Source organism: Microbacterium marinilacus, assembly GCF_019753765.1.
GTDB lineage: Bacteria > Actinomycetota > Actinomycetes > Actinomycetales > Microbacteriaceae > Microbacterium > Microbacterium marinilacus.
The window spans coordinates 584,025-605,426 of record NZ_JAIJZW010000001.1; the positions used below are offsets into that span (position 1 = coordinate 584,025).

The window sequence follows — 21,402 nt, forward strand, 5'->3', positions numbered from 1 at the left end:
GCGCGACGGGGCCCGGAGGACGTCGTCCCCCGGGCCCCGTGATCCGCGTGCGCGGTGGCCGAGGGCCTCAGCCGGCGTGCGTCATGGAGAGGAGATCGAGCTTCTCGTCCAGCTGCGCCTCGGTGAGGTCGCCACGCTCGACATAGCCGAGGTCGATGACCGCCTCACGCACCGTGATGCCCTTGGCGACCGCGTGCTTGGCGATCTTCGCGGCGGCCTCGTAGCCGATCAGCTTGTTGAGCGGCGTCACGATCGACGGGCTCATGCCCGCGAACGCGGCGGCGCGCTCCACGTTCGCCTCCAGGCCCGCGACGGTCTTGTCGGCGAGCACGCGCGAGGCGTTCGCGAGCAGCCGGATCGACTCGAGCAGGGCCGTTCCCATCACGGGGATGGCGACGTTGAGCTCGAACGAGCCCGAGGCGCCGGCCCACGCGACGGTGGCGTCGTTGCCGATCACGCGCGCCGCGACCATCAGGACGGCCTCCGGCACGACCGGGTTGACCTTGCCCGGCATGATCGACGAGCCGGGCTGCAGGTCCGGGATGTGCAGCTCGCCGAGACCGGTGTTCGGACCCGACCCCATCCAGCGCAGGTCGTTGTTGATCTTGGTGAGCGACACGGCGATCGTGCGCAGCGCGCCCGACGCCTCGACGAGCCCGTCGCGGTTGGCCTGCGCCTCGAAGTGGTCCACGGCCTCGGTGATCGGCAGGCCGGTCTCGGCGGCGAGCAGCTCGATGACCTTCTGCGGGAAGCCGAGCGGGGTGTTGATGCCGGTTCCCACGGCCGTGCCGCCGAGCGGCACCTCGGCGACGCGGGGGAGCGCCGCCCGGACGCGCTCGATGCCGAGGCGCATCTGACGGGCGTAGCCGCCGAACTCCTGGCCGAGCGTGACAGGGGTGGCGTCCATCAGGTGGGTGCGGCCCGACTTGACGGCGTCCTTCCACAGCTCGGCCTTCGTCTCGAACGCCTGGGCCAGATGGTCGAGGGCCGGGACGAGGTCCTCGATGAGCGCCTGCGTCACGGCGACGTGCACCGAGGTCGGGAACACGTCGTTGGACGACTGCGAGGCGTTGACGTGGTCGTTCGGGTGCACGTCCGCGGGGGACTCCGTGGCGCCGAGCTTCTGCGTCGCGAGGGTGGCGAGCACCTCGTTCATGTTCATGTTCGACGACGTGCCCGAGCCGGTCTGGTAGGTGTCCACCGGGAAGTGCGTGTCGTACTCGCCGGTGATCACGTCGTCGGCGGCCGCGGCGATGGCGTCGGCGATGGCGCCGTCGAGCGTGCCGAGGTGCTTGTTGGCGAGGGCAGCGGCCTTCTTGATGCGGGCCAGCGCCGCGATCTGCGTGGACTCGAGGCCCTTGCCGGAGATGGGGAAGTTCTCGACGGCGCGCTGCGTCTGCGCGCGGTACAGCGCGCTCGCGGGCACGCGCACCTCGCCCATCGTGTCGTGCTCGATGCGGTACTCGATCTCGGTCACTTCGTTGTCCTCCGGGTTGGGATCGGGGCTATGGGTCAGGCGGCGTCGTTCTCGGTGCCGAGGATGACGTCGGGCACGACGGAGCCCTCGGCCAGGCGGTAGTTGGCGCCGACGATCGCCAGGCGCCGCTCGGCGATGGCCGTGCTGATGAGCTCGGAGCGCTGGAGCAGGGCCGTGACGGTGTCGCGCAGGTGCTCGCGTCCGACCAGCTCGGCGTCCACGGTCTCCGGGGTGACGCCGTCGGCGGCGCCGCCGCGCAGCACGCGCCGCACCGCGGGCACGATCGGCGCGATGAGGCGCCAGATCGACGGCGGCAGGACCGGCGCGTCGGCATGGGTGCTCTCGATCGCGGCGCGCACGGCCCCGCACTCGTCGTGCCCGAGCACGACGATCAGCGGCACCTTGAGCACCTCGACCGCGTACTCGAGGCTGCCGACGATCGAGTCGCCGGCGACCTGGCCGGCGTTGCGCACGACGAACAGGTCTCCGAGGCCCATGTCGAAGATGATCTCGGCGGAGAGCCGCGAGTCGGAGCAGCCGAACAGCGCCGCGCGCGGGGTCTGCGCCGCCGCGACCTCGTTGCGGCGCTCGACGTCCTGGTGGGGATGCTCGGGCGAGCCGGCGACGAAGCGGGCGTTGCCCGCCATCATCTCGGCCCAGGCCTCGCTCGGCGTCACGTCCCTCGTCATCCCTGCTCCTCCGTCAGCGCACGCACCTGCGGCGCGATCATCTCGGCGACCTCGGCGGTCTTCTCGGCGCTCGACGTCCCGTACAGCAGGATGTGGTCCGAGCCGGCCTGCGTGCCGAGCGCGTACGTCACGTTCGCGTTGGTGCGGGGGTCGACCTCGTACTCCTGCCATTCGACGCCGTCGACCACGACCTCGCCCGACGGGGCGGTGCCGCCCAGCTGCTGCGACGCCCACGTCTCGTCGGCGTCGAACCCCTGCACGAAGCGCAGGAAGCTGTCGTCGCCGGGCACGTAGAGGATCTCCCATGCGGCCGGCGAGCCCGGCACCACCTTGGCGGCGTTGACGAACCAGCCGTTGCCCTCGCGGCCCGTCGGCTCCGGCACGTCCGGCACGATCACCGTGCGGTCGTACGACTCCGCCGCGAGCTCGGCCGCGGGCTTCGGGTCGACGCTCTGCTCTGCGGCGGGGCCGCCGCGCGGCACGGCGAGGAAGATGACGGCGACCACCACCACGGTCGCGAGCAGAGCGATGATCAGGCTGCGGAAGCTCTGGCTCTCTCGGTAGGCCTTCGAGTTCGCCGCCTTGCGGGCCGCGGTCTCCTCCGGCGTCTCCGGCCGGCCGAGCTCGGCGACGATGCGGGGCTCGCGCGCCATCAGTCGTCGTCCCCGGTCTCCGCCTGGGCCTGCTCGAGCCGGCGCTTCGCTCCGAGCAGCCACTCGTCGCAGCGTGCCGCCAGCGCCTCGCCACGCTCCCAGAGCGCGAGCGAGTGCTCGAGCGTCGGTGCGCCCTGCTCGAGCTCGGAGACGACGCGGACCAGCTCGTCGCGTGCCTCCTCGAACGAGAGGGAGGCGACGTCGGCCGGCGCCGGCGCTGCAGGCGCCGAGGAGGAAAGGTCGGGCTCCGGGGTCACGGCTCCCATCCTACTTTCCGGGCTCCGACGTCTCCGACGCCCCGGCGGGGTGCCCGCCCGCCTCGGCGAGCTCGCCCGTGGACGTGGCGCCGATCGAGCCGCGATCCAGCGTCACCACGAGGCGCGTGCCCTCCGGGGCCTGGGCAGCGTCGCGCAGGATGACGCCTCCGTCCGCGTGCGCGATCGCGTAGCCGCGCGCCAGGGTCGCCGCCGGCGAGAGCGCGCGCAACGAGGCCCGCAGCTCCGCCGCCCGCAGCCGGCCCTGGTCGATGCGACGCTCGACCAGGTCGCGGCCGCGCGAGACGAGCTGCCACACGTCCTGCGTGCGCGAGCGGACCATGTGCTCGGGCGAGCGCAGCACCGGGCGCGAGCGCAGCTGCTCGAGCTGCGCGATGTCGTGGGAGATCCGTTGCGTGAGGCGCGTGGTCAGGCGCGATCGGAGCTGCGCCACGATCGCGCGTTGCTCGCCCACGTCGGGCACGACCCGCTTGGCGGCGTCCGTGGGAGTGGACGCGCGCAGGTCGGCGACGTCGTCGAGCAGCGGATGGTCGTTCTCGTGCCCGATGGCGCTGACGACGGGCGTCTGCGCCGCGGCGACCGCACGCAGCAGACGCTCGTCGCTGAAGCCCAGGAGGGTCTGCGGGTCGCCGCCGCCGCGGGCGATGACGATCACGTCGACCTCCGGGTCGGCGTCGAGCCGCTGCAGCGCGGCGAGGGTCTCGGGCACGCAGCGGTCTCCCTGCACGGCCGCGTGCACGGTGCGGAAGCGCACCTGCGGCCAGCGCAGCTCGGCGTTGCGGTGCACGTCCTTCTCGGCGTCGCTGCGCTCGCCCGTGATGAGGCCGATGCAGTGCGGCAGGAACGGCAGCGGCCTCTTGCGGGCCGCGTCGAACAGGCCCTCGGCCCGCAGCTGGGCGCGCAGCCGCTCCAGGCGCTCGAGCTGCTCGCCGAGGCCGACGTGCTTCATCGCCGAGACCTGGAAGGAGAAGTCGCCGCCGCGGACGTAGTAGTCGGCCTTCACGCAGGCGACCACGTGGTCGCCGACCTTCAGATCGGCGGGGATGCGCCCCCGGGCGCTCGACCAGATGCGGATCGAGATCTGCGCGTCGCCCTGCAGGTCCTTCAGGCGCGCGTAGACGGCGCCGGCCCGCACGTTCCAGGACGTGATCTCGCCCTCGACCCAGACGGATCCCCACCGCTCGATGAAGCCCTTGATGGTCTGGTTGAGGCGGCCGATCGACGTCGGCGCGTCGGCGCGGGAGTCGCGCGGCGAGACACTGTCCGGGGGCGGTGCCTGGCCGGGCACCTCGGCCGGCTGGAACGTCGTCATGCCACCTCCGGTCTCGTGTGCGTTGCGGTCCGGTCGCGCTCGGGCCTCGTACAGGGGGCCGACCGTAGAATCGAGATGTGAGCGCAACCGCCATCTCGCTGCCCGTCCCGGCCGTTCCGGCACGCCGTCTGCCGGCGCGGACCGAGCCGCTTCAGGATATCCCGGTGCCCGGACACAAGCGGGTGCTGCTGGCGGCGCCGCGCGGGTACTGCGCGGGCGTCGACCGCGCCGTCGTCGCCGTCGAGAAGGCGCTGGAGCGCTACGGGGCGCCGGTGTACGTGCGCAAGCAGATCGTGCACAACATCCACGTGGTCACCGAGCTCGAGGCGCAGGGCGCGATCTTCGTCGAGGAGGTCGACGAGGTCCCCTCCGGCGCGCACGTCGTGTTCAGCGCGCACGGCGTCTCGCCCGCGGTGGTGAACGCCGCCTCCGACCGCGGGCTGCAGGCGATCGACGCGACCTGCCCGCTGGTGACCAAGGTGCACCGCGAGGCCGTGCGCTTCGCCCGCGACGACTACCAGATCCTGCTGATCGGCCACGACGGGCACGAGGAGGTCGAGGGCACGGCGGGCGAGGCGCCCGATCATGTGACGATCGTGAACTCGCCCGAGGAGGCCGACAGGGTCGAGGTCGCCGACCCGAACAAGGTCGTGTGGCTGTCGCAGACCACGCTGTCCGTCGACGAGACGATGGAGACCGTGCGTCGCCTTCGCACGCGCTTCCCGCAGCTGCAGGACCCGCCCTCCGATGACATCTGCTACGCCACGCAGAACCGGCAGGTCGCGATCAAAAAGGTCGCCAAGGGCGCGGACCTCGTGATCGTCGTCGGCTCCGCGAACTCGTCCAACAGCGTGCGCCTCGTCGAGGTCGCGCTCGAGCACGGCGCCAAGTCCGCCTACCGCGTCGACTACGCGGACGAGGTGCGCCAGGAGTGGCTGGAGGGCGTCGAGACCGTGGGCGTCACGAGCGGCGCCTCCGTGCCCGAGGTGCTCGTGCAGGAGGTCCTGAACGATCTCGCCGGCGCCGGCTACCGTGACGTCGAGCAGGTCCGCACGGCCGAGGAGGACCTGATGTTCTCCCTGCCCAAGGAGCTGCGTCAGGACGCCGCCGGGCGTCGCGACGAGCGGGCGCTCGGAGGACGGGGCAGGGCATGAGCGACGCGGCGTCGCCTGCGGGGGAGCAGCGTCCCCGTCCGCAGTACGGCGAGTACGCGACGCCCGATGAGCAGCGGGCGCGCATCCGCCAGCCGCTGCCCGAGCCCGTGCCTCCGGTGGCGCCGGCGCCCGCCGCTCCGCCCACGACCGGCCGCCCCGGCCGACAGGCGGGCGCGGTCGCGCCCGGGCGCCTGTTCGACCGCGCCGCGGCGGTCGCGCTGCTCGTCTACGGCCTGCTCAGCCTGACGAGCGCCATCCCCGCGCTGCTCGATCCCACCCCGCTGCTCGCGGCGATGGGGCTCGACGCGGGCGATCTCGGCGTGACCACGACCGGGGGCTGGGGGATCGCGTCGGCCGTGCTGCTCGTCGGGGGATGGCTGCTGACCGCGTGGCTCACCTGGCTCGCGCACCGTCGCGGATGGATCGTCTTCTGGATCCCGCTGGCAGGCGGCATCGTCTTCAACGGCCTCGCGGGCGTGCTGGTCGCGGTGGGACTGCTCGGAGACCCGGGCGTCTTCGACGCGATCCTGCGTCAGAACGGCGGCTGAGTCCCTCCGGGAGCGCGCGGCGTCCGGATGTCCGCGCACGGCGACTGGGCGCCTGGCGGTGAGTCGTCCCGTCCGAACCGCTCCCACTCTGTGAGACTGGGTGTCGCATGAGTCCCTTCAGCAGTCGTCGCCGGCAGCGCCTGGCGCGCTTCCTCTCGTTCGTCGTGCTGGCGGTCGTGCTCGGCGCCGGCATCGCGACGTTCGCGAACTCCGCGGTCGGCTCCCGGGACACGGAGCAGGCGGCGGGAGGCGGCGGGGCGGGCGCCGCTCTTGCGCTCGAGTCCTCCGACATCCCGTGGCCCGCCGAGGGCGGTGCGGCGATCGCGGTCGGCGACGGCGACGTCCTGACCCACGCCGACGACCCGCACGCGATGGCGAGCATCACCAAGCTGCTCACCGCGCTCATGGTGCTCGAGGAGAAGCCGCTCGCGGTGGGCGAGGCCGGGCCGGACTATCGCTTCGTCGAGCGGTGGAACGACTCGTACGAGGAGTACCTGGCCCGCGACGAGTCGGCGCTGCCGGTGCCTGTCGGCGGTGTGCTCACGCAGCATCAGCTGCTGCAGGGGATGCTGCTGGGCTCTGCCTGCAACTACGCCGACATCCTGGTCGCGGACGTCTGGGGCGACGACGCCGCCTACGCGCGGGCGGCCGAGGCCTACCTCGCCGAGAAGGGCCTGACCGGGATCGAGGTCGTCGAGCCGACCGGGATCGACCCCGGCAACACCGCGACCCCGTCGGCCCTCATCGAGCTCGGCAGGCTGGCGATGGCGAACCCCGTCGTCGCGGAGATCGTCGCGACGTCGGAGGTCGAGCTGCCGGGGGCGGGGCTCGTGGAGAACACGAACGACCTGCTGGCGGACCCGGGGGTGGTGGGCATCAAGACCGGCACACTCGACGGCAGCAACCTGCTCTCGGCGAAGGACGTCGCGGTCGCCGGGGGCGTCGTGCGGGTCTACGTCGTCGTGCTCGCGCAGGAGGACGACGACGCCCGGTTCACCGAGTCGCGCGCCCTCTACGCGGCGGTCGAGGAGAGCCTGACCGCGGAGCGCTGAGCGTCCGGCGCGGTGCCGCATGTGCGCGCCGGCCGGCCGTCGGGCGAGGGAGGGCAGAGGTGATAGATTCGCATCCGTGCAAATGAGAATGAGAATCATTAGTGTCGGAGGTGCGCTCGCCGTCGGAGCCCTCGTGGCGGGCTGTGCGCCCGCGGCGGACGCTCACGGGGACACGGCGGCGACGGCATCCGGCTATCCGCTCGAGTACGACAACTGCGGGGAGACCGTCGAGGTGCCGCAGGCCCCGCAGCGGGTCGTGTCGCTGAACCAGTCGGCCACCGAGCTGCTGATCCGCCTGGGAGCGGCAGACCGCATCGCGGGCACCGCGTACCAGACCGACCCGGTGCCCGACGACATCCGCAGCGAGTACGAGGCCATCCCGCTGCTGAGCGACGGCATCCTCACGCACGAGGGGCTGCTCGAGGCGCAGCCCGACTTCGTCTACTCGTCCTACGCGTCCTTCCTCACCGCCGACAACGCGGGGGAGCGGTCCGAGCTGCACGAGCTCGGCGTCCCGACGTACCTCACCGAGTTCGACTGCACCTACCACGCGTCCGTCGCCGACGCCTCCTTCGAGCTCCTGAACGACGAGATCCGCGACATCGCGCGCATCCTCGACGTCGTGCCGGCGGGCGACGAGCTCGTGGCGCAGCAGGAGCAGACCGTGCAGGACGGGCTCGAGATCGCCGAGGCGATCGACGGCGAGCCGTCCGTCGTCTGGTTCTACTCGACCGCAGCCTCCGCCGCGACGCCCTCCGTCGCCGGGCCGGGCGGCCTGCCGCAGCACGTCTCGGAGCTGCTGGGCGTGCGCAACCTCTTCGACGACGCGACGAACAAGTGGCCCGAGGTGAGCTGGGACGAGGTCGCGGCGCGGCAGCCGGACTACATCGTCCTGGCCGACCTCACCCGCGGATACCCCGGTGACACGGTGGAGGAGAAGGTCGATTTCCTCACGAGCGACCCGCTGATGTCGCAGCTCGAGGCGGTGCGCGAGGAGCGGTTCATCGTGGTGCCCGGCCAGTACATGGACCCGTCGATCAACAGCGTCAAGGCGGTCCCGGCCGTCGCGCAGGGCATCGTCGACCTCCAGGAGGCCGGCCGATGAGCGTCTTCTCGTCGCTGGTGCGCCGGTGGGACGCCCAGCAGGCCGCCTACATCACGGATCGGGACGAGCGCTTCCAGGTGATGCTGGACGTCCTCGCCGCCGGCCCGGGCAAGGACGGCGCCCTCGTCGTGGTCGACCTCGGCTGCGGACCGGGCAGCCTTGCGGCGCGCATCCTCGAGCGCTTTCCCGATGCCGTGGTCGTCGGGGTGGACTACGACCCGGTGCAGCTGCGGCTGGCGGCGATCGCCCTCGAGCCCTTCGGCGATCGCTTCATGCCGGTCGACGCGGACCTCGCGTCGCCCGGCTGGTCGTCGGCGCTGCCCGTCGAGCGGATCGATGCCGCCGTCTCGTCCACGGCGCTGCACTGGCTGCCGCCGGCCGGGCTCGTCGCCGTGTACGCCGAGCTGGCGGGCCTCGTGAGGGAGGACGGCGTCGTGCTGGACGCCGATCACCTGCGGTTCGACGAGGCGACCCAGCCGTTGCTGAGCGCGCTGGCCGCGGGAGACGACGCGCGCACACAGGAGGCCGCGCGTGCGGCGGGCGTGCCGACGTGGGACGAGTGGTGGTACGAGGCGCTCACGGTGCCCGAGCTCGCCGCCCACGCGGACGAACGCGACCGGCGTTTCCGCGACCGGCCCGCCCCGCCCGACAGCCCGCTCGCCCTGCACCTGGAAGCGCTGCGCGCCGCCGGGTTCCGCGAGACGGGCACGGTCTGGCAGCTCTACGACGACTACGTCGTCCTCGCGCGACGATGACCGTCGCGACCGCCGTCGCCGCGGAGGCGGTGACCGCGCATCCTCGGCGGGCGAGGGGGCCGGCGGTGGCCGTGCTGGCCTCGGCGGGCCTCGTCGCGACGCTCGTCGCCGCGGTGCTCGTGGGAACGGCCGACATCGGGCCGCTGGACGTCGTCGGGATCGTCCTGCGGCACCTCGGGCTGGAGGCGCTGGCGCCGAGCCCGCCCGCCGCTCCGCTCGTCGACTCGCTCGTGTGGCAGTCGCGCGTGCCGCGCGTGCTGCTCGCGGGCGTGGTCGGAGCGGGCCTCGCGGTCTGCGGCGCGGTGCTGCAGTCGGTCACGCGCAACCCGCTGGCGGAGCCCTACCTGCTCGGTGTCTCGTCCGGCGCGTCCACCGGAGCCGTGGCGGTCCTGATCCTGGGGTGGGGGACGGGCGCCGTCGCGCTGTCGACCGGAGCCTTCGCAGGCGCCGTGCTCGCCTTCGGCATCGTCCTCGTGCTGATCGGCGGCGGGCGCGTCGCCAACCCCGCGCGCGTCGTGCTCACGGGCGTCCTGGTCTCGCAGTTCTTCTCCGCGGTGACCTCGCTGGTGCTCATGCTCGGGGGCGATGCCGACTCGACGCGCGGCTTCACGTTCTGGCTGCTGGGCTCGCTCGGCGGCGCGCGATGGCCGCAGACCCTGCTCGCGGCCGGGATCGTGCTCGCCGGCTGCGCGGTCTGCGCGGCGCTCGCCCCCGCCATGGACGCCTTCGAGCTCGGCTGGGACGCCGCGGCGGCGCTCGGCATCCGAGTGACGGCCGCGCGGATCACTCTGATGACGGCCGCGGCACTGGTCACCGCCGCCGCCGTCGCGGCGTCCGGAGCGATCGGGTTCGTGGGGCTGCTCATCCCGCACGTCGTGCGGATCCTCGCCGGGCCCGGGCATCGCCTGCTCATCCCGCTCTCTGCGCTGACCGGCGCGATCTTCCTCATCTGGGTGGACGCGTTCGCCCGCACGGCGTTCGCACCGCACGAGCTCCCGGTCGGCGTGATCACCGCCCTGCTCGGGGCGCCGGCGTTCGCGATCGTCCTCCGAGGGGCGGCGGCGCGATGACGGCGCCCGGGGCGCTGCGCGCCCACGGGGTGACGGTCGCCGTGAAGGGACGCGCCCTGCTCGACGAGGTCGACCTGGAGATCCGGCCGGGACGCTTCCTCGGCGTGCTCGGCCCGAACGGCGCCGGCAAGACGACGCTGCTGCGCGCCCTCGCGGGCGTCACGCGCCCGGACGCGGGGCGCGTGACGCTCGACGGACGCCCCGTCCACGCCGCCATCCGCCGCGCGACGGCCCGCCGGGTGGCCGTCGTCGAGCAGCACCACGACCTCCACACCGACCTGTCGGTCTTCGAGATCGTGATGCTGGGGCGGACTCCCTACCGGCGCGCGTTCGGCGCCGCGAGCAGAAGCGACTCCGCCGCCGTGGAGACGGCGCTGGAGACGATGGGGCTCGCGTCGCTCCGATCCCGCCGATGGTCGGGGCTCTCCGGCGGCGAGCGGCAGCGGGTGCACGTCGCGCGCGCCCTGGCCCAGGAGCCGGACGTGCTGCTGCTCGACGAGCCGACGAACCACCTGGACGTGCGGTTCCAGCTCGAGATCCTCGCATTGCTGCGCGGGCTCGGCATCACCGTCGTGGCCGCGCTGCACGAGCTGAACCTCGCCGCGCGGTTCTGTCACGACGTCGCCGTGCTGGAGGCCGGGCGAGTGGTCGCCGCGGGGCCGGCGACCGAGACGCTCGACGCGCGGCTCATCGAGCGCGTCTACGCGGTGCGCGCCGTGGTCGAGACGTCCCCGCACACGGGCGCCCCGACGGCGACGTTCCTCGCCCCCACGGGATGAGACGACGGATGCCCCGGGCCTTGCGGCACCGGGGCATCCGTCGTGGCGGCGTCAGGCCTGCGACTTGCCGTGCGAGCCGAGCTGCTTCGTGGCGTCCACCACGCGGGCGGCCATGGCCGACTCGGCGACCTTGCCCCATGCGCGGGGGTCGTACTGCTTCTTGTTGCCGACCTCGCCGTCGACCTTCAGCACGCCCTCGTAGTTCGTGAGCATGTAGCCCGCGATCGAGCGGGTGAAGGCGTACTGGGTGTCGGTGTCGATGTTCATCTTCACGACGCCGTTGCGGACGGCGGTCGCGATCTCGTCCTCGGTCGAGCCGGAGCCGCCGTGGAAGACGAGGTCGAGCGGCTTGGCGTCCGTGCCGAACTGTGCGGCGATGCCCTCCTGGATCTCGCCGAGCAGCTCGGGGCGGAGCTTCACGCCGCCCGGCTTGTACACGCCGTGGACGTTTCCGAAGGTGAGGGCGGAGATGTAGCGGCCCTTCTCGCCGAGCCCGAGGGCCTCGACCGCCTTCGCGACGTCCGCGACGGTCGTGTACAGGGCCTCGTTCGAGCCCTCGTGCTTGACGCCGTCCTCCTCGCCGCCGACGACGCCGACCTCGATCTCGAGGATCGCGTTGATGTTGTGCAGCCGCGGCAGCAGCTCGGAGGCGATCTCGATGTTCTCGTCGAGGGGAACGGCCGAGCCGTCCCACATGTGCGAGTGGAAGATCGCCTGGCCGCCCGCCTTCACCTGCTCCTCGGAGGCCGCGAGGATCGGCAGCAGGAAGCTGTCGAGCGCGTCCTTCGGGCAGTGGTCGGTGTGCACCGCCACGGTGATGTCGTAGGACGCGGCCACGCGCTTGACGTACTCGGCCATCGCGATCGCGCCGATCGCGCGGTTCTTCACGGTGTGGCCGGCGAAGTAGTCGGCGCCGCCCGTCGTGACCTGCAGGATGCCGTCGCTGCCGGCCTCCTGCAGCCCCTGCAGCACGGCGTTGACGGTCTGGGAGCTCGAGACGTTGATCGCCGGATACGCGAAGCCGCCGGCCTTCGCTCGGTCGAGCATCTCCGCGTACTGATCCGGGGTGGCGAAAGGCATGACGACTCCTTGAGTTCGGTCGATGAAGCCCGGCCAGTCTATCGGCGCGGCGCCGGCGTTCCACCGAGGCCGCCGCGCCCCGTCCCGCCCGGCACGAGATTTTCGATTCCGAAAGAAACGGCAATCCTGCCGGGCGGCGCGCCGGGCCGATCCGGCTCGCCCGGCTTAGCGTGGAACCATGCAGACCTCTGACATGTCCCCCCTCCACCCGGATCGCAACATCGCCCTCGAGCTGGTGCGCGCCACCGAGGCCGCCGCGATCCGCGCGGTGCCGTTCATCGGCCGCGGTGACAAGGAGGCGGCGGACGGTGCGGCGGTGGACGGCATGCGCGCGTTCCTGTCGACGGTCGACTTCGACGGGGTGGTCGTCATCGGTGAGGGCGAGAAGGACAACGCCCCCATGCTCTACAACGGCGAGCACGTGGGCACGGGCGAGGGGCGCGCGTACGACATCGCGGTCGACCCGATCGACGGCACGTCGCTCACCGCGGCCGGACGGCAGAACGCCCTGTCGGTGATCGCGATGTCCGACCGCGGCACGATGCTGGACGCCTCGACCGTCTTCTACATGGACAAGCTCGTCACAGGCCCCGCGGGCGTCGGCGTCGTCGACATCCGCCTGCCCATCGGCGAGAACATCCGCCTGCTGGCAGGGGCGCTCGGCAAGCCGGTCGACGAGCTGGTCGTCTCGGTGCTCAACCGCCCGCGTCACGAGCAGCTCATCCGTGAGATCCGCGAGGCCGGGGCGGGCACGCGCCTGATGAGCGACGGCGACGTGGCGGGCGGCATCAACGCGGCGCGGCACGACGCGCGCATCGACATGTGCGTGGGCGTGGGCGGCAGCCCGGAGGGCATCGTGACCGCGTGCGCGATCAAGGCCCTCGGCGGGCACATCCAGGGGCGGCTCTGGCCGCGCGACGACGAGGAGCGCCAGAAGGGGATCGACGCGGGTCTGCGGATGGACTACGTGTACGAGGCCGAGGAGCTCGTGGCCGGCAACAACACCCTGTTCGTCGCCACGGGCGTGACCGACGGCCAGCTCGTCGCCGGCGTGCGCCGTCAGGGCGACTACGTCTACACCGAGAGCGTCGTGCTGCGCAGCCACTCGGGCACGATGCGGCGTGTCTCCTCGGACCACCTCGTCTCGAAGTGGCTCTGAGCCCACGCGCGTCCTGAGCGCCCGCGCCGCCGCATCGGAGGCGTCGGCGCGGCGCGCCGTGTGATGCACCTGTGACCGACTTCGGAGGTTCGGTCTGGAAGAATGGTTCCCGGCTGAGAACGCCCCCGGACGGGGCGCACCGACACGGCAGGGGGCGAGGCATGTCCGTACAGCATGCGCCGGTTCAACGCGTTCAGGCGCCGCGCCAGACGGCGCCGCGACCTGCCGCTCAGCCGACGGTCACGGATCCGGCTCGCCGGCCCGACGTGCTGCTGCGCGTCCGCCGCCCTCCGGGCCAGGAGGCCAGCGCCTGGTGGTTCGTCGGCGCCTTCCTCGTCTTCTCGGGCGCGGTGACCGCCCTGCTCAGCTTCTTCCCCGGCTGACCGACTCGTCGTCGCCGAGTCGCGACGGGTCCAGGAGCTCGCCGATCGACTCCGCGTTCGCCGTGTCGACGACCGGCTCCGGCTGCAGTCCCTCGACCAGCTCGGGTGCCGCCATGCGTCGCGTGGAGGTGTGGATCGGCGAGGGCGCAGCCGCCGCGTCGAGCTTCGTCTGATCGATCCCGGGGAAGCGTCGGGCCGTGACGAGCACGCGCGACTCCAGCGATCCGGCGAAGCGGTTGTACGCGTCGACCGTGCGATCGATCGAGCGACGCAGATCGTCGGCGTGCTGAGCGAGCGTGCCGAGCCGCCCGTACAGCTCGTTGCCGAGGGCGAACAGCGTGCGCGCCTCGTCGGACACCTCCTGCTGGGTCCAGGCGTAGGCGACGGTCTTCAGCACGGCCCAGAGGTTCACGGGAGAGGCGAGGGCGACGCGCCTGGCGAACGCGTGCTCGAGCAGCGTCGGGTCCTCATCGAGGGCCACAGCCAGGATCGACTCGCTGGGCAGGAAGCAGACCACGAACTCGGGGCTCGAGGGCAGGCCCTCCCAATAGGCCTTCTTGGCGAGGGCGTCGACGTGCGCGCGCACCGCCTTGACGTGACGGCTCAGCAGCTCCCGCCGTCGTCGCGCGTCGTCGCCGGTGGCCGTGTCCGGGATCGCGGCCGCATCGAGGAACGCGTCGAGAGGAGCCTTCGCGTCGATCGCGATCGCCTTGTCTCCCGGCAGCCGCACCACCATGTCGGGGCGGCCGGCTGATCCCTCGGTAGTGAGGGACGCCTGGACGTCGAAGTCGACGTGCCGGAGCAGGCCTGCGGCCTCCACCACGCGGCGGAGCTGTGCCTCGCCCCAGACGCCGCGGACGGTGGTGGAGCGCAGTGCGCCCGCGAGCGACTCGGTGGTGGCGCGCAGCGCCTCGTCCGACGCCTGGGCGCGACGCAGCTGCTCGGCGATCGAGCCGAACTGGCCGTGTCGCTCGCGCTCCATCTCGTCGACGCGCTGCTGCATGCGCTGCAGGCTGTCGCGCACGGGGGAGAGGGCCGTCAGCACGGCGGACTCACGCCGTGCCCGCTCCTCCGCCGAGGCGCGCTCGGCCTGCGCGTGCGCGACGGCATCCCGCCGCAGGTCTTCTTGGCGGTCGACAGCCTCGCGCAGCGCGACCACCTCGGCGTCGCGTGCCGCCAGCGCGGCGCGCGTCTCGGAGGCCTCGCGGGTCGAACGCGCGGCGCGCGCGAGCCAGCCCAGCGCGCCGCCGGCGAGGAGGGCGACGGCCAGCGCGATCAGTGCGAGTGCGTCCATGGCCTCAGCATGCCCGGGGCCACCGACATCATGCCGCGACGGCGGCCGGGGCGAGCTGCGAGGTGCGTACGCCCAGCGCCGCGGCGAGGGCGCCGACATCGGCTGCGCCGGCGCGACGTGCGGCGTCGATGACGATGTGCGCGCACGCGAGGGCGTCGGCGATCGCGTCGTGGTGGGAGAAGCCGACGAAGCCAGCGGCCTCGGCCGCCACCGGCAGGCGGTACGACGGCAGCGTGTACGCCTTGCGCGCGACCTGCAGCGTGCAGAGATAGCGGTAGGAGGGCAGCGCGAAGGCGGTGACCTCGCAGGCCGCGCGCAGCACGCCCATGTCGAAGCTGGCGTTGTGCGCCACCAGGACATCCTCTCCGGCGAAGCCGATGAGGTCCTCGATCTGCTCGTCCCAGCCGAGGGCGTCGACGACGTCCTCGGCTGTGATGCCGTGGATGCGCGTGTTCCACTCCTGGAACAGGTCGTGGCCGGCCGGCGGGCGGATGAGCCACCCGGCCGTCTCGACCACGCGGCCGTCGCGCACGCGGGTCAGGCCCACCTGGCACGCCGAGGCCCTCGATCCGTTCGCTGTCTCGAAGTCGATCGCGGTGAAGTCCAGCGGCATGTGCCCAGCGTCCGTCCGCCGACGCTCCGCGGGCGGGAGGCGCGCCGCGGCAGCTGGCAGATCGCCGAATGAAGTTGCACGTTAGTGTGCAAGTTATTACGCTGGCCTGGTGCCCACGCCGACCCGCCGACCCCGCCGCGACGCTCTCGCCAACCGCGAGGCGATCCTTTCGGCCGCCGCCGCCGTCATGCGGCGGGACCCGGACGCGTCGATCGACGCCGTCGCCTCGGCGGCCGGCCTCAGCAGGCGCTCGGTCTACGGGCACTTCGCCTCGCGCGACGAGCTTCTGACCGAGCTGGCGAGCCGCGGAGCGGCGCGGATCGCCGAGGCCCTCGCCGACGTGGGCGACGACGACCCCGCCGTCCACGTCGCGAAGATCGGCTCGGCGCTGTGGACCGAGGTCGCGCACGTCAAGCTCGTCGCGCGCATGGTGGTCGGCGGTCCCCTCGAGCACACCGTGGCGCGCGGGCTCGAGCCCATCCGAGCCTCCCTGCGCGCGGCGGTCTCGCGTGGCGTCGAGCGGGGCGTCTTCCGGGCGGACGCGGACGTCCAGACGGTCTCGCGGCTCATCGAGCGTCAGGCGCTCGACGTGCTGGACGAGGTCGTCCGGCAGGAGGCGGACGACGCTGCCGCCCGTCGCCTCGTGATCGTGATGGCCCTCGGCATCGCCGGCCTGTCGTGGCGCGACGCGGCGGCCGTCGCCGACGCCGTCGGCGCGGAGCCGCGCACGTCCGTGCGCCGGGGGAGGCCGTGAGGCTTTCGGCGCGTGGCATCTCCAAGGGGCGCGCGCTGCCCGAGACCACCGTGCACGTGCGCGGCGGTCAGGTGCGCGTGGTGCCCGTCGAGGGCGGCCAGCGGCCCACCGTGCTGGGCCTGGTGCTGAGCGGGCGGATGAGCCCCGACACCGGGGAGGTCACGATCGACGGCGAGGCCGACCACCGTCGGCTGCGCAACGCCGTCGCGCTCGTGGACGCGCCCGACGTGAGCGCGCCGCCCGACGACCTGCGCCTTGCGGACGTCGTGCGCGAGGAGCTGCGCTACGCCGGAGTCCGGGGCGCACGCGCGGCCACCGCCCGGCTGCTGTCGCAGTGGGGCGCGGCGGGCGAGGCCCGCACACGCGTCCACGACGTGCCCGCCGCCGTGCGTCTGCGCGTGCTGGCCGAGGCGGCGACGCTGCGCCCGGGCGTCGAGGCGGTCGTCATCGTCTCGCCGGACCGCCACGGCGGCGACCCCGTCGCATGGCGCGCAGTGGCCGACGACCTCGCGAGCCGGGGACTGGCGGTGCTGGTGCTCGCGGGACGGGCGGCGATCGAGGCGCTCGGGGTGGACGTCGACACCCGGCCGTTGCCGCATGCCCTCGACCTGGACGCGCCTGGCCGTGAGCCGGCCGCCCCGGATGAGGTCGCGTTCGAGGAGGCCCCGCCGGAGAGCGGCACGGCGACGGTCGCGCCGGACGCGGCTCCCGAGGCGCTCGGCGACGACGCGCCCGACGCCCGAGACGAGGAGGACGACGCACCGGACGACGAAGGCCGCGCCGCCGACGCCCCCATCGAGCAGAACAGCACGGACGGCGTCGCCGACCCCGCACCGCCGCGCACCGACCCCGAGGAGGGGACATCGTGACGTTCCTCACACTGGTCCGTACCGAGCTCAAGCGCCTCGTGGCGACGCCCATGGCGGCGGTCGCGCTGACGGCGCTCATGCTCGTGCCCGTCCTCTACGCCGGCCTCTACCTCTGGGGCAACGACGATCCGTACGGCAACCTGCACGACGTGCCGGTCGCCCTCGTCGTGCAGGACGAGGGCACCACGAGCAGCGACGCCGAGCTCGCCGGCGACGGATCGGACGAGTCCGACGACGAGCTGGTCGTCTACGGCGACGAGGTGCGCGACCAGCTGCTCGACGACGGCACGGTCGGCTGGGACGTGGTGTCGGCGGACGCCGCCCGCGACGGGCTGCGCGTCGGCACGTACGACTTCGTCGTGACGCTCGGCCCCGAGTTCTCCGACGACCTCGTCTCCGCCGCCGGCGACGATCCTCGCCAGGCGGTCATCGAGCTGACCACCAACGACGCCAACAGCTACCTCGCGGGAACGATCGCCGACCAGGTCACCGCCGCGGTGAAGGCGAGCCTGACCCGCGAGGTCGGCGAGGAGGCCGCACGCACCCTCCTGGACGGCATCGCGACGATCCGGTCGAGCATCGCCGACGCCGCGGACGGCGCCCGTCAGCTCGCCGACGGGGCCGACTCGGCCAAGAGCGGCGCCGACACGCTCGCCGACGGCGCGGGCACCGCGGCCGACGGCGCCGCCGCGCTCGCCGCGGGGCTCGCCACGCTGGACGACAACACCCGCGACCTGCCCGCGCAGACGCAGCAGCTCGCCGACGGCGCTCGCCAGGTCGCCGACGGCAACGCCCAGCTGTCCGGCACCGTGCAGCCCATCGCCGACGAGGTGGCCCGCGCCGTCGCCGACGCGCCCAGCGACGACGACATCCGCTCCCGCCTCGACGGCGTCGGGCTGACGTCCGACCAGGTGAAGGCCGTGCTCGGCATCGTGACCCCGGTGCGCGACGACCTCGAGAGCGCGAACGATCGCGTGCAGTCGGCGGCGGACGATATCGCAGCGCTCGCCGACGGCAGCGCCGCGGTGGCGGACGGGACCGCGCAGCTCGCCGCGGCGACGCCGGCGCTCGCCGACGGCATCGCGAGCGCCGATCAGGGGGCGGCGTCGCTCTCGAGCGGCACGCGGCAGCTGGCCGACGGCAGCGACACCCTCGCCAGCGGTCTCGCGGATCTCGACTCCGGCGCCGCGGAGCTGCGCGACGGTCTCGCGTCGGGGCTCGACCGCATCCCCGACCAGGACGAGGACGAGCGGAGCACCGCTGCCGCGGCGATCGCGGATCCGGTGCGGGTGCAGGACGCCGACGTCGCCGAGGCCTCGTCGTACGGCGCAGGGATGGCCCCGTTCTTCATCAGCCTGTCCGCCTGGATCGGGATCTACGCGCTCTTCCTGATCGTCAAGCCGTACTCCAAGCGCGCGGTGACGGCGCTGCGCCGGCCGCTGCCGATCGCCGCCGCCGCGTGGACGACGCCGGCCGTGCTGGGCGCCGTCCAGATGGTGGCCGTGTTCGGCATCATCACCGTCGCGCTCGGCTACTCCGTGGCGCACCCGTGGGGGATGGTGGGGTTCATGGCGCTGACGTCGGCGACGTACGCGGCGATCATCCTGACCCTCAACCTGCTGCTGGGCAGCGTCGGACAGTTCCTCGGCCTGGTGCTCATGGTGCTGCAGCTCGTCAGCGCGGGCGGCACGTTCCCGTGGCAGACGCTGCCGCCGCTGCTGCGCACGCTGCACGAGGCGCTGCCGATGAGCCATGCCGTCGACGGCATCCGCCAGCTGATGTACGGCGGAGACCTCGAACGGGCGCAGGCCGATGCGCTGTTCCTGGCGGTGTGGCTGATCGGGTCTCTGGTGGTCGCCTACCTCAGCACGCTGCGGATGACCCGCACCCGGACGATGCGCGACCTGAGGCCGTCGCTCATCGGCTGAGTCAGTCGCCCGAGGTGCGCACGGGCGCGAGGCGCGGCCTGTCGGTGAGTGCCATATGGCACTCGCCGAGCCTGCCCGAGTGCCATATGGCACTCACGGATCCGGTCCGAGTGCCGAATGGCACTCGCGAGGGGCAAGCGGCGCGGGGAGGGGCGGCGCGGCCCGCGTAGACTGGACTCCCGTGGCTCTCACCATCGGAATCGTCGGACTCCCGAACGTCGGCAAGTCGACCCTCTTCAACGCCCTGACCAAGAACACGGTGCTCGCCGCGAACTACCCGTTCGCGACGATCGAGCCGAACGTCGGCGTGGTCGAGCTGCCCGACCCGCGGCTGACCCGGCTGGCGGAGATCTTCGGGTCGCAGCGCGTCCTGCCGGCGCCGGTGTCGTTCGTCGACATCGCGGGCATCGTGCGCGGTGCAAGCGAGGGCGAGGGCCTGGGCAACCAGTTCCTCGCGAACATCCGCGAGGCCGACGCGATCGCGCAGGTCGTGCGCGGCTTCGCCGACGCGGACGTCGTGCACGTCGACGGCAAGGTCGACCCGGCCTCCGACATGGAGACCATCAACACCGAGCTGATCCTCGCCGACCTCCAGACGCTCGAGAAGGCGCTGCCGCGCCTCGAGAAGGAGGTCAAGGGCAAGAAGGCCGACGCGGCCGTGCTCGAGGCGGCGCAGGCGGCGAAGGACGTGCTCGACTCGGGCAAGACGCTCTTCCAGGCGGGCTTCGACGTCACGCCGATCCGCGAGCTGGGCCTGCTGACCGCCAAGCCCGCCCTGTTCGTCTTCAACGTCGACGAGGGCGTGCTCACCGACGACGCGCGCATGACGCAGCTCGCCGAGCTCGTCGCCCCCGCCAAGGCGGTCTTCCTCGACGCGAAGGTCGAGTCGGAGCTGATCGACCTCGACGCCGAGGAGGCGCTCGAGCTGCTGCAGTCCCTCGGCCAGCAGGAGTCGGGCCTCGACCAGCTCGCCCGCGTCGGCTTCGAGACGCTCGGCCTGCAGACCTACCTGACCGCGGGCCCCAAGGAGTCGCGCGCCTGGACGATCCGCAAGGGCGCGACCGCCCCGCAGGCCGCCGGCGTCATCCACACCGACTTCGAGCGCGGCTTCATCAAGGCCGAGGTCGTCTCATTCGCCGACCTCGACGAGGCGGGCTCGATGGCCGAGGCCAAGTCGAAGGGCCGCGTGCGCATCGAGGGCAAGGACTACGTCATGGCCGACGGCGACGTGGTGGAGTTCCGCTTCAACGTGTGACGGCAACTACGCCGTCGGGCGGGAGCCCCGCGGGGTTCAGGAGAACAGCTGGCGCAGGGCGTCAGGGTCGCCGGAGTCGACCACCTGCTGGATCGTGTCGATGGCCTCCTGGTCCGTGAACATGCCCAAGGGCGTGTCGTTCCAGATCGCTCGCACGGTGTCGATGTCGCCCGCGTCCGCCGCCACGCCCGCCGCCGTGATGGCCTCCTGGTACGGGATCTGCTTGAACCCGGCCTCCGCGTCCCTCGGCGCGTAGAAGTCCAGCGACGGGGTTTCGGGGTCGGGGTTGAGCCAGAGCACCAGCCCCGGGTAGACGTAGTGCTCGTGGTTCATCGAGGCGAGAACCGGGTACGCGCAGAGCCGCTCAGCGATCACGGCCTCGACGTCGCCGGGCTCGACGGTGTACGTCACGGGGACGCCGTCCTCGTCGAGCGTCACCTCGCCTTGCGCGAACTCCCGCACGCCCAGATCCTTGAGGGGCTTCTTTCGCTCCAGGAACAAATCGTCGGTGCCCGTGACCGAAGACAAGCTGAGGCAGGTTTCCGGCTCGGTGGATTCCGGCGTCGGAGTAGCCGCGGGAGTCGGCTCGCTCGCGGCGGCAGCCGCAGCGGGGGAGGCAGCGGGTGACTCCTCGGCGGACTCGGGCGCTGCGGTGGCGGTGCAGCCGGTCAGCGCCACCGTGGCGAAGGCCAGGGCGATCAGCGCCGTGGTGATCTTGGCGTTGCGGGACACGCGAGCTGCTCCTTCGACGACACGACTCATCGTCACAGTCGCATGCTCACCCTCCGCCAGCGTCCTGGACGATCCAAGCATGGCACGAGGCCTCGCATCCACGGACGGCTCATCGCCCGGCTCAGAACGCCTCGAGCACCTTCCGCAGCTCGTCACGGCGTGCGAGGTGCTCGTCGATCCGCTCGTCGGCGCGGCGCAGCTCCTCGCGCAACGCGGGCTCCATGCACGGCTCGATCTCCGCGTCGCCGCCGCACACGCAGTCGAGGACATCGCGGATCACCCTGACGGGGATCCCCGCACCCAGGAGCACGCGGATGCGTCGGACGGACTGCTCGGTCCCCGCCGGGTAAGAGCGGTACCCGTTGCGGTCCCGTGAGGCGGCGATGAGACCCTGCTCCTCGTAATAGCGCAAGGACCGGCGGCTGGAGCCGGTGCGTTCGGCGAGCTGTCCGATGAGCATGTCGTC

General features: G+C 72.7%; 23 protein-coding genes. 13 read left to right on the forward strand and 10 right to left on the reverse strand.

Annotated elements, in window-relative coordinates:
• Nucleotides 1-67 precede the first annotated feature (67 nt).
• From K5S26_RS02625 to xseA, 5 genes are read right to left on the reverse strand one after another with little or no spacing between them, the layout of a single operon-like run.
• Complete coding sequence (locus tag K5S26_RS02625; RefSeq protein WP_221855682.1) at nucleotides 68-1,477, reverse strand: class II fumarate hydratase; 1,410 nt, start codon at nucleotides 1,475-1,477, stop codon at nucleotides 68-70.
• A gap of 35 nt (nucleotides 1,478-1,512) precedes the next feature.
• Nucleotides 1,513-2,166: a carbonic anhydrase gene (locus K5S26_RS02630; RefSeq protein WP_221855684.1), complete on the reverse strand. Its 654-nt coding sequence runs from the start codon at nucleotides 2,164-2,166 to the stop codon at nucleotides 1,513-1,515.
• Nucleotides 2,163-2,819, reverse strand: a complete 657-nt coding sequence (locus K5S26_RS02635; RefSeq protein WP_221855686.1) for a DUF4245 family protein — start codon at nucleotides 2,817-2,819, stop codon at nucleotides 2,163-2,165. The genes K5S26_RS02630 and K5S26_RS02635 overlap by 4 nt, the downstream gene beginning before the upstream one ends.
• Complete coding sequence (locus tag K5S26_RS02640) at nucleotides 2,819-3,076, reverse strand: exodeoxyribonuclease VII small subunit (protein WP_221855688.1); 258 nt, start codon at nucleotides 3,074-3,076, stop codon at nucleotides 2,819-2,821. Before K5S26_RS02640 ends, K5S26_RS02635 begins: the two co-directional genes overlap by 1 nt.
• 10 nt (nucleotides 3,077-3,086) lie before the next feature.
• A complete protein-coding gene (gene xseA / locus K5S26_RS02645) occupies nucleotides 3,087-4,406 on the reverse strand; it encodes an exodeoxyribonuclease VII large subunit (RefSeq protein WP_221855690.1) in 1,320 nt (439 codons plus the stop codon).
• A 128-nt stretch (nucleotides 4,407-4,534) separates the two neighbouring features.
• On the opposite strand from xseA, the gene K5S26_RS02650 reads away from it, so the two are divergent.
• From K5S26_RS02650 to K5S26_RS02680, 7 genes are all read left to right on the forward strand, one after another.
• On the forward strand, nucleotides 4,535-5,560 hold the full coding sequence (locus K5S26_RS02650) for a 4-hydroxy-3-methylbut-2-enyl diphosphate reductase (protein WP_221856033.1): 1,026 nt from the start codon (nucleotides 4,535-4,537) through the stop codon (nucleotides 5,558-5,560).
• Complete coding sequence (locus K5S26_RS02655; RefSeq protein WP_221855692.1) at nucleotides 5,557-6,108, forward strand: DUF6264 family protein; 552 nt, start codon at nucleotides 5,557-5,559, stop codon at nucleotides 6,106-6,108. Before K5S26_RS02650 ends, K5S26_RS02655 begins: the two co-directional genes overlap by 4 nt.
• Before the next feature lie 107 nt (nucleotides 6,109-6,215).
• On the forward strand, nucleotides 6,216-7,160 hold the full coding sequence (locus K5S26_RS02660) for a D-alanyl-D-alanine carboxypeptidase family protein (protein ID WP_221855694.1): 945 nt from the start codon (nucleotides 6,216-6,218) through the stop codon (nucleotides 7,158-7,160).
• An 88-nt stretch (nucleotides 7,161-7,248) separates the two neighbouring features.
• A complete protein-coding gene (locus K5S26_RS02665) occupies nucleotides 7,249-8,265 on the forward strand; it encodes an ABC transporter substrate-binding protein (RefSeq protein ID WP_221855695.1) in 1,017 nt (338 codons plus the stop codon).
• A complete protein-coding gene (locus tag K5S26_RS02670) occupies nucleotides 8,262-9,020 on the forward strand; it encodes a class I SAM-dependent methyltransferase (protein ID WP_221855697.1) in 759 nt (252 codons plus the stop codon). Before K5S26_RS02665 ends, K5S26_RS02670 begins: the two co-directional genes overlap by 4 nt.
• Entirely contained in the window at nucleotides 9,017-10,090 is a 1,074-nt protein-coding gene (locus K5S26_RS02675) for a FecCD family ABC transporter permease (RefSeq protein ID WP_246603416.1), read from the forward strand. The genes K5S26_RS02670 and K5S26_RS02675 overlap by 4 nt, the downstream gene beginning before the upstream one ends.
• Nucleotides 10,087-10,869, forward strand: a complete 783-nt coding sequence (locus tag K5S26_RS02680; RefSeq protein WP_221855699.1) for an ABC transporter ATP-binding protein — start codon at nucleotides 10,087-10,089, stop codon at nucleotides 10,867-10,869. Before K5S26_RS02675 ends, K5S26_RS02680 begins: the two co-directional genes overlap by 4 nt.
• 51 nt (nucleotides 10,870-10,920) lie before the next feature.
• Here the strand turns inward: K5S26_RS02680 and fbaA are convergent, their stop codons facing one another.
• Nucleotides 10,921-11,949: a class II fructose-bisphosphate aldolase gene (fbaA, locus tag K5S26_RS02685; protein ID WP_221855700.1), complete on the reverse strand. Its 1,029-nt coding sequence runs from the start codon at nucleotides 11,947-11,949 to the stop codon at nucleotides 10,921-10,923.
• 178 nt (nucleotides 11,950-12,127) lie between these two features.
• Here fbaA and glpX point away from each other — a divergent pair, with 178 nt between their 5' ends.
• Nucleotides 12,128-13,108 (forward strand): class II fructose-bisphosphatase, encoded by a 981-nt coding sequence (gene glpX, locus K5S26_RS02690; RefSeq protein ID WP_221855702.1) that lies wholly within the window; start codon nucleotides 12,128-12,130, stop codon nucleotides 13,106-13,108.
• Between the two features lie 161 nt (nucleotides 13,109-13,269).
• Entirely contained in the window at nucleotides 13,270-13,491 is a 222-nt protein-coding gene (locus K5S26_RS02695) for a UDP-N-acetylmuramyl pentapeptide phosphotransferase (RefSeq protein ID WP_221855704.1), read from the forward strand.
• Here K5S26_RS02695 and K5S26_RS02700 read toward each other — a convergent pair.
• Together K5S26_RS02700 and K5S26_RS02705 are read right to left on the reverse strand one after the other, a co-directional pair.
• Nucleotides 13,472-14,785 (reverse strand): DNA recombination protein RmuC, encoded by a 1,314-nt coding sequence (locus K5S26_RS02700; protein ID WP_221855706.1) that lies wholly within the window; start codon nucleotides 14,783-14,785, stop codon nucleotides 13,472-13,474. The genes K5S26_RS02695 and K5S26_RS02700 overlap by 20 nt on opposite strands.
• Nucleotides 14,786-14,813: 28 nt before the next feature.
• Entirely contained in the window at nucleotides 14,814-15,398 is a 585-nt protein-coding gene (locus K5S26_RS02705) for a 3'-5' exonuclease (RefSeq protein WP_221855708.1), read from the reverse strand.
• 109 nt (nucleotides 15,399-15,507) lie between these two features.
• Between K5S26_RS02705 and K5S26_RS02710 the strand changes: the two genes are divergently transcribed.
• From K5S26_RS02710 to ychF, 4 genes are all read left to right on the forward strand, one after another.
• Nucleotides 15,508-16,152, forward strand: coding sequence for a TetR/AcrR family transcriptional regulator (locus K5S26_RS02710; RefSeq protein WP_221855709.1), 645 nt, complete (start codon nucleotides 15,508-15,510; stop codon nucleotides 16,150-16,152).
• A complete protein-coding gene (locus K5S26_RS02715) occupies nucleotides 16,149-17,021 on the forward strand; it encodes a hypothetical protein (RefSeq protein WP_221855711.1) in 873 nt (290 codons plus the stop codon). Before K5S26_RS02710 ends, K5S26_RS02715 begins: the two co-directional genes overlap by 4 nt.
• A complete protein-coding gene (locus K5S26_RS02720) occupies nucleotides 17,018-18,949 on the forward strand; it encodes a YhgE/Pip domain-containing protein (RefSeq protein ID WP_221855713.1) in 1,932 nt (643 codons plus the stop codon). Before K5S26_RS02715 ends, K5S26_RS02720 begins: the two co-directional genes overlap by 4 nt.
• A 181-nt stretch (nucleotides 18,950-19,130) precedes the next feature.
• On the forward strand, nucleotides 19,131-20,204 hold the full coding sequence (gene ychF, locus K5S26_RS02725; RefSeq protein ID WP_221855715.1) for a redox-regulated ATPase YchF: 1,074 nt from the start codon (nucleotides 19,131-19,133) through the stop codon (nucleotides 20,202-20,204).
• A gap of 36 nt (nucleotides 20,205-20,240) precedes the next feature.
• Here the strand turns inward: ychF and K5S26_RS02730 are convergent, their stop codons facing one another.
• Both K5S26_RS02730 and K5S26_RS02735 read right to left on the reverse strand, forming a co-directional pair.
• Nucleotides 20,241-20,936 carry a hypothetical protein gene (locus K5S26_RS02730; RefSeq protein ID WP_221855717.1) on the reverse strand — a complete coding sequence of 232 codons (696 nt, stop codon included), beginning with the start codon at nucleotides 20,934-20,936 and terminating at the stop codon, nucleotides 20,241-20,243.
• Nucleotides 20,937-21,057: 121 nt separating this feature from the next.
• Nucleotides 21,058-21,396: a MerR family transcriptional regulator gene (locus K5S26_RS02735; protein WP_221855719.1), complete on the reverse strand. Its 339-nt coding sequence runs from the start codon at nucleotides 21,394-21,396 to the stop codon at nucleotides 21,058-21,060.
• Nucleotides 21,397-21,402 lie beyond the last annotated feature (6 nt).

Coding starts and splice junctions, on each gene's coding strand:
- K5S26_RS02660 (WP_221855694.1), top strand. CDS start 6,216: ATGAGTCCCTTCAGCAGTCGTCGCCGGCAGCGCCTGGCGCGCTTCCTC.
- K5S26_RS02670 (WP_221855697.1), top strand. CDS start 8,262: ATGAGCGTCTTCTCGTCGCTGGTGCGCCGGTGGGACGCCCAGCAGGCC.
- K5S26_RS02735 (WP_221855719.1), bottom strand. CDS start 21,396: ATGCTCATCGGACAGCTCGCCGAACGCACCGGCTCCAGCCGCCGGTCC.
- K5S26_RS02700 (WP_221855706.1), bottom strand. CDS start 14,785: ATGGACGCACTCGCACTGATCGCGCTGGCCGTCGCCCTCCTCGCCGGC.
- xseA (WP_221855690.1), bottom strand. CDS start 4,406: ATGACGACGTTCCAGCCGGCCGAGGTGCCCGGCCAGGCACCGCCCCCG.
- K5S26_RS02665 (WP_221855695.1), top strand. CDS start 7,249: ATGAGAATCATTAGTGTCGGAGGTGCGCTCGCCGTCGGAGCCCTCGTG.
- K5S26_RS02695 (WP_221855704.1), top strand. CDS start 13,270: ATGTCCGTACAGCATGCGCCGGTTCAACGCGTTCAGGCGCCGCGCCAG.
- K5S26_RS02680 (WP_221855699.1), top strand. CDS start 10,087: ATGACGGCGCCCGGGGCGCTGCGCGCCCACGGGGTGACGGTCGCCGTG.
- glpX (WP_221855702.1), top strand. CDS start 12,128: ATGCAGACCTCTGACATGTCCCCCCTCCACCCGGATCGCAACATCGCC.
- K5S26_RS02635 (WP_221855686.1), bottom strand. CDS start 2,819: ATGGCGCGCGAGCCCCGCATCGTCGCCGAGCTCGGCCGGCCGGAGACG.
- fbaA (WP_221855700.1), bottom strand. CDS start 11,949: ATGCCTTTCGCCACCCCGGATCAGTACGCGGAGATGCTCGACCGAGCG.
- K5S26_RS02630 (WP_221855684.1), bottom strand. CDS start 2,166: ATGACGAGGGACGTGACGCCGAGCGAGGCCTGGGCCGAGATGATGGCG.
- K5S26_RS02675 (WP_246603416.1), top strand. CDS start 9,017: ATGACCGTCGCGACCGCCGTCGCCGCGGAGGCGGTGACCGCGCATCCT.
- K5S26_RS02705 (WP_221855708.1), bottom strand. CDS start 15,398: ATGCCGCTGGACTTCACCGCGATCGACTTCGAGACAGCGAACGGATCG.
- K5S26_RS02655 (WP_221855692.1), top strand. CDS start 5,557: ATGAGCGACGCGGCGTCGCCTGCGGGGGAGCAGCGTCCCCGTCCGCAG.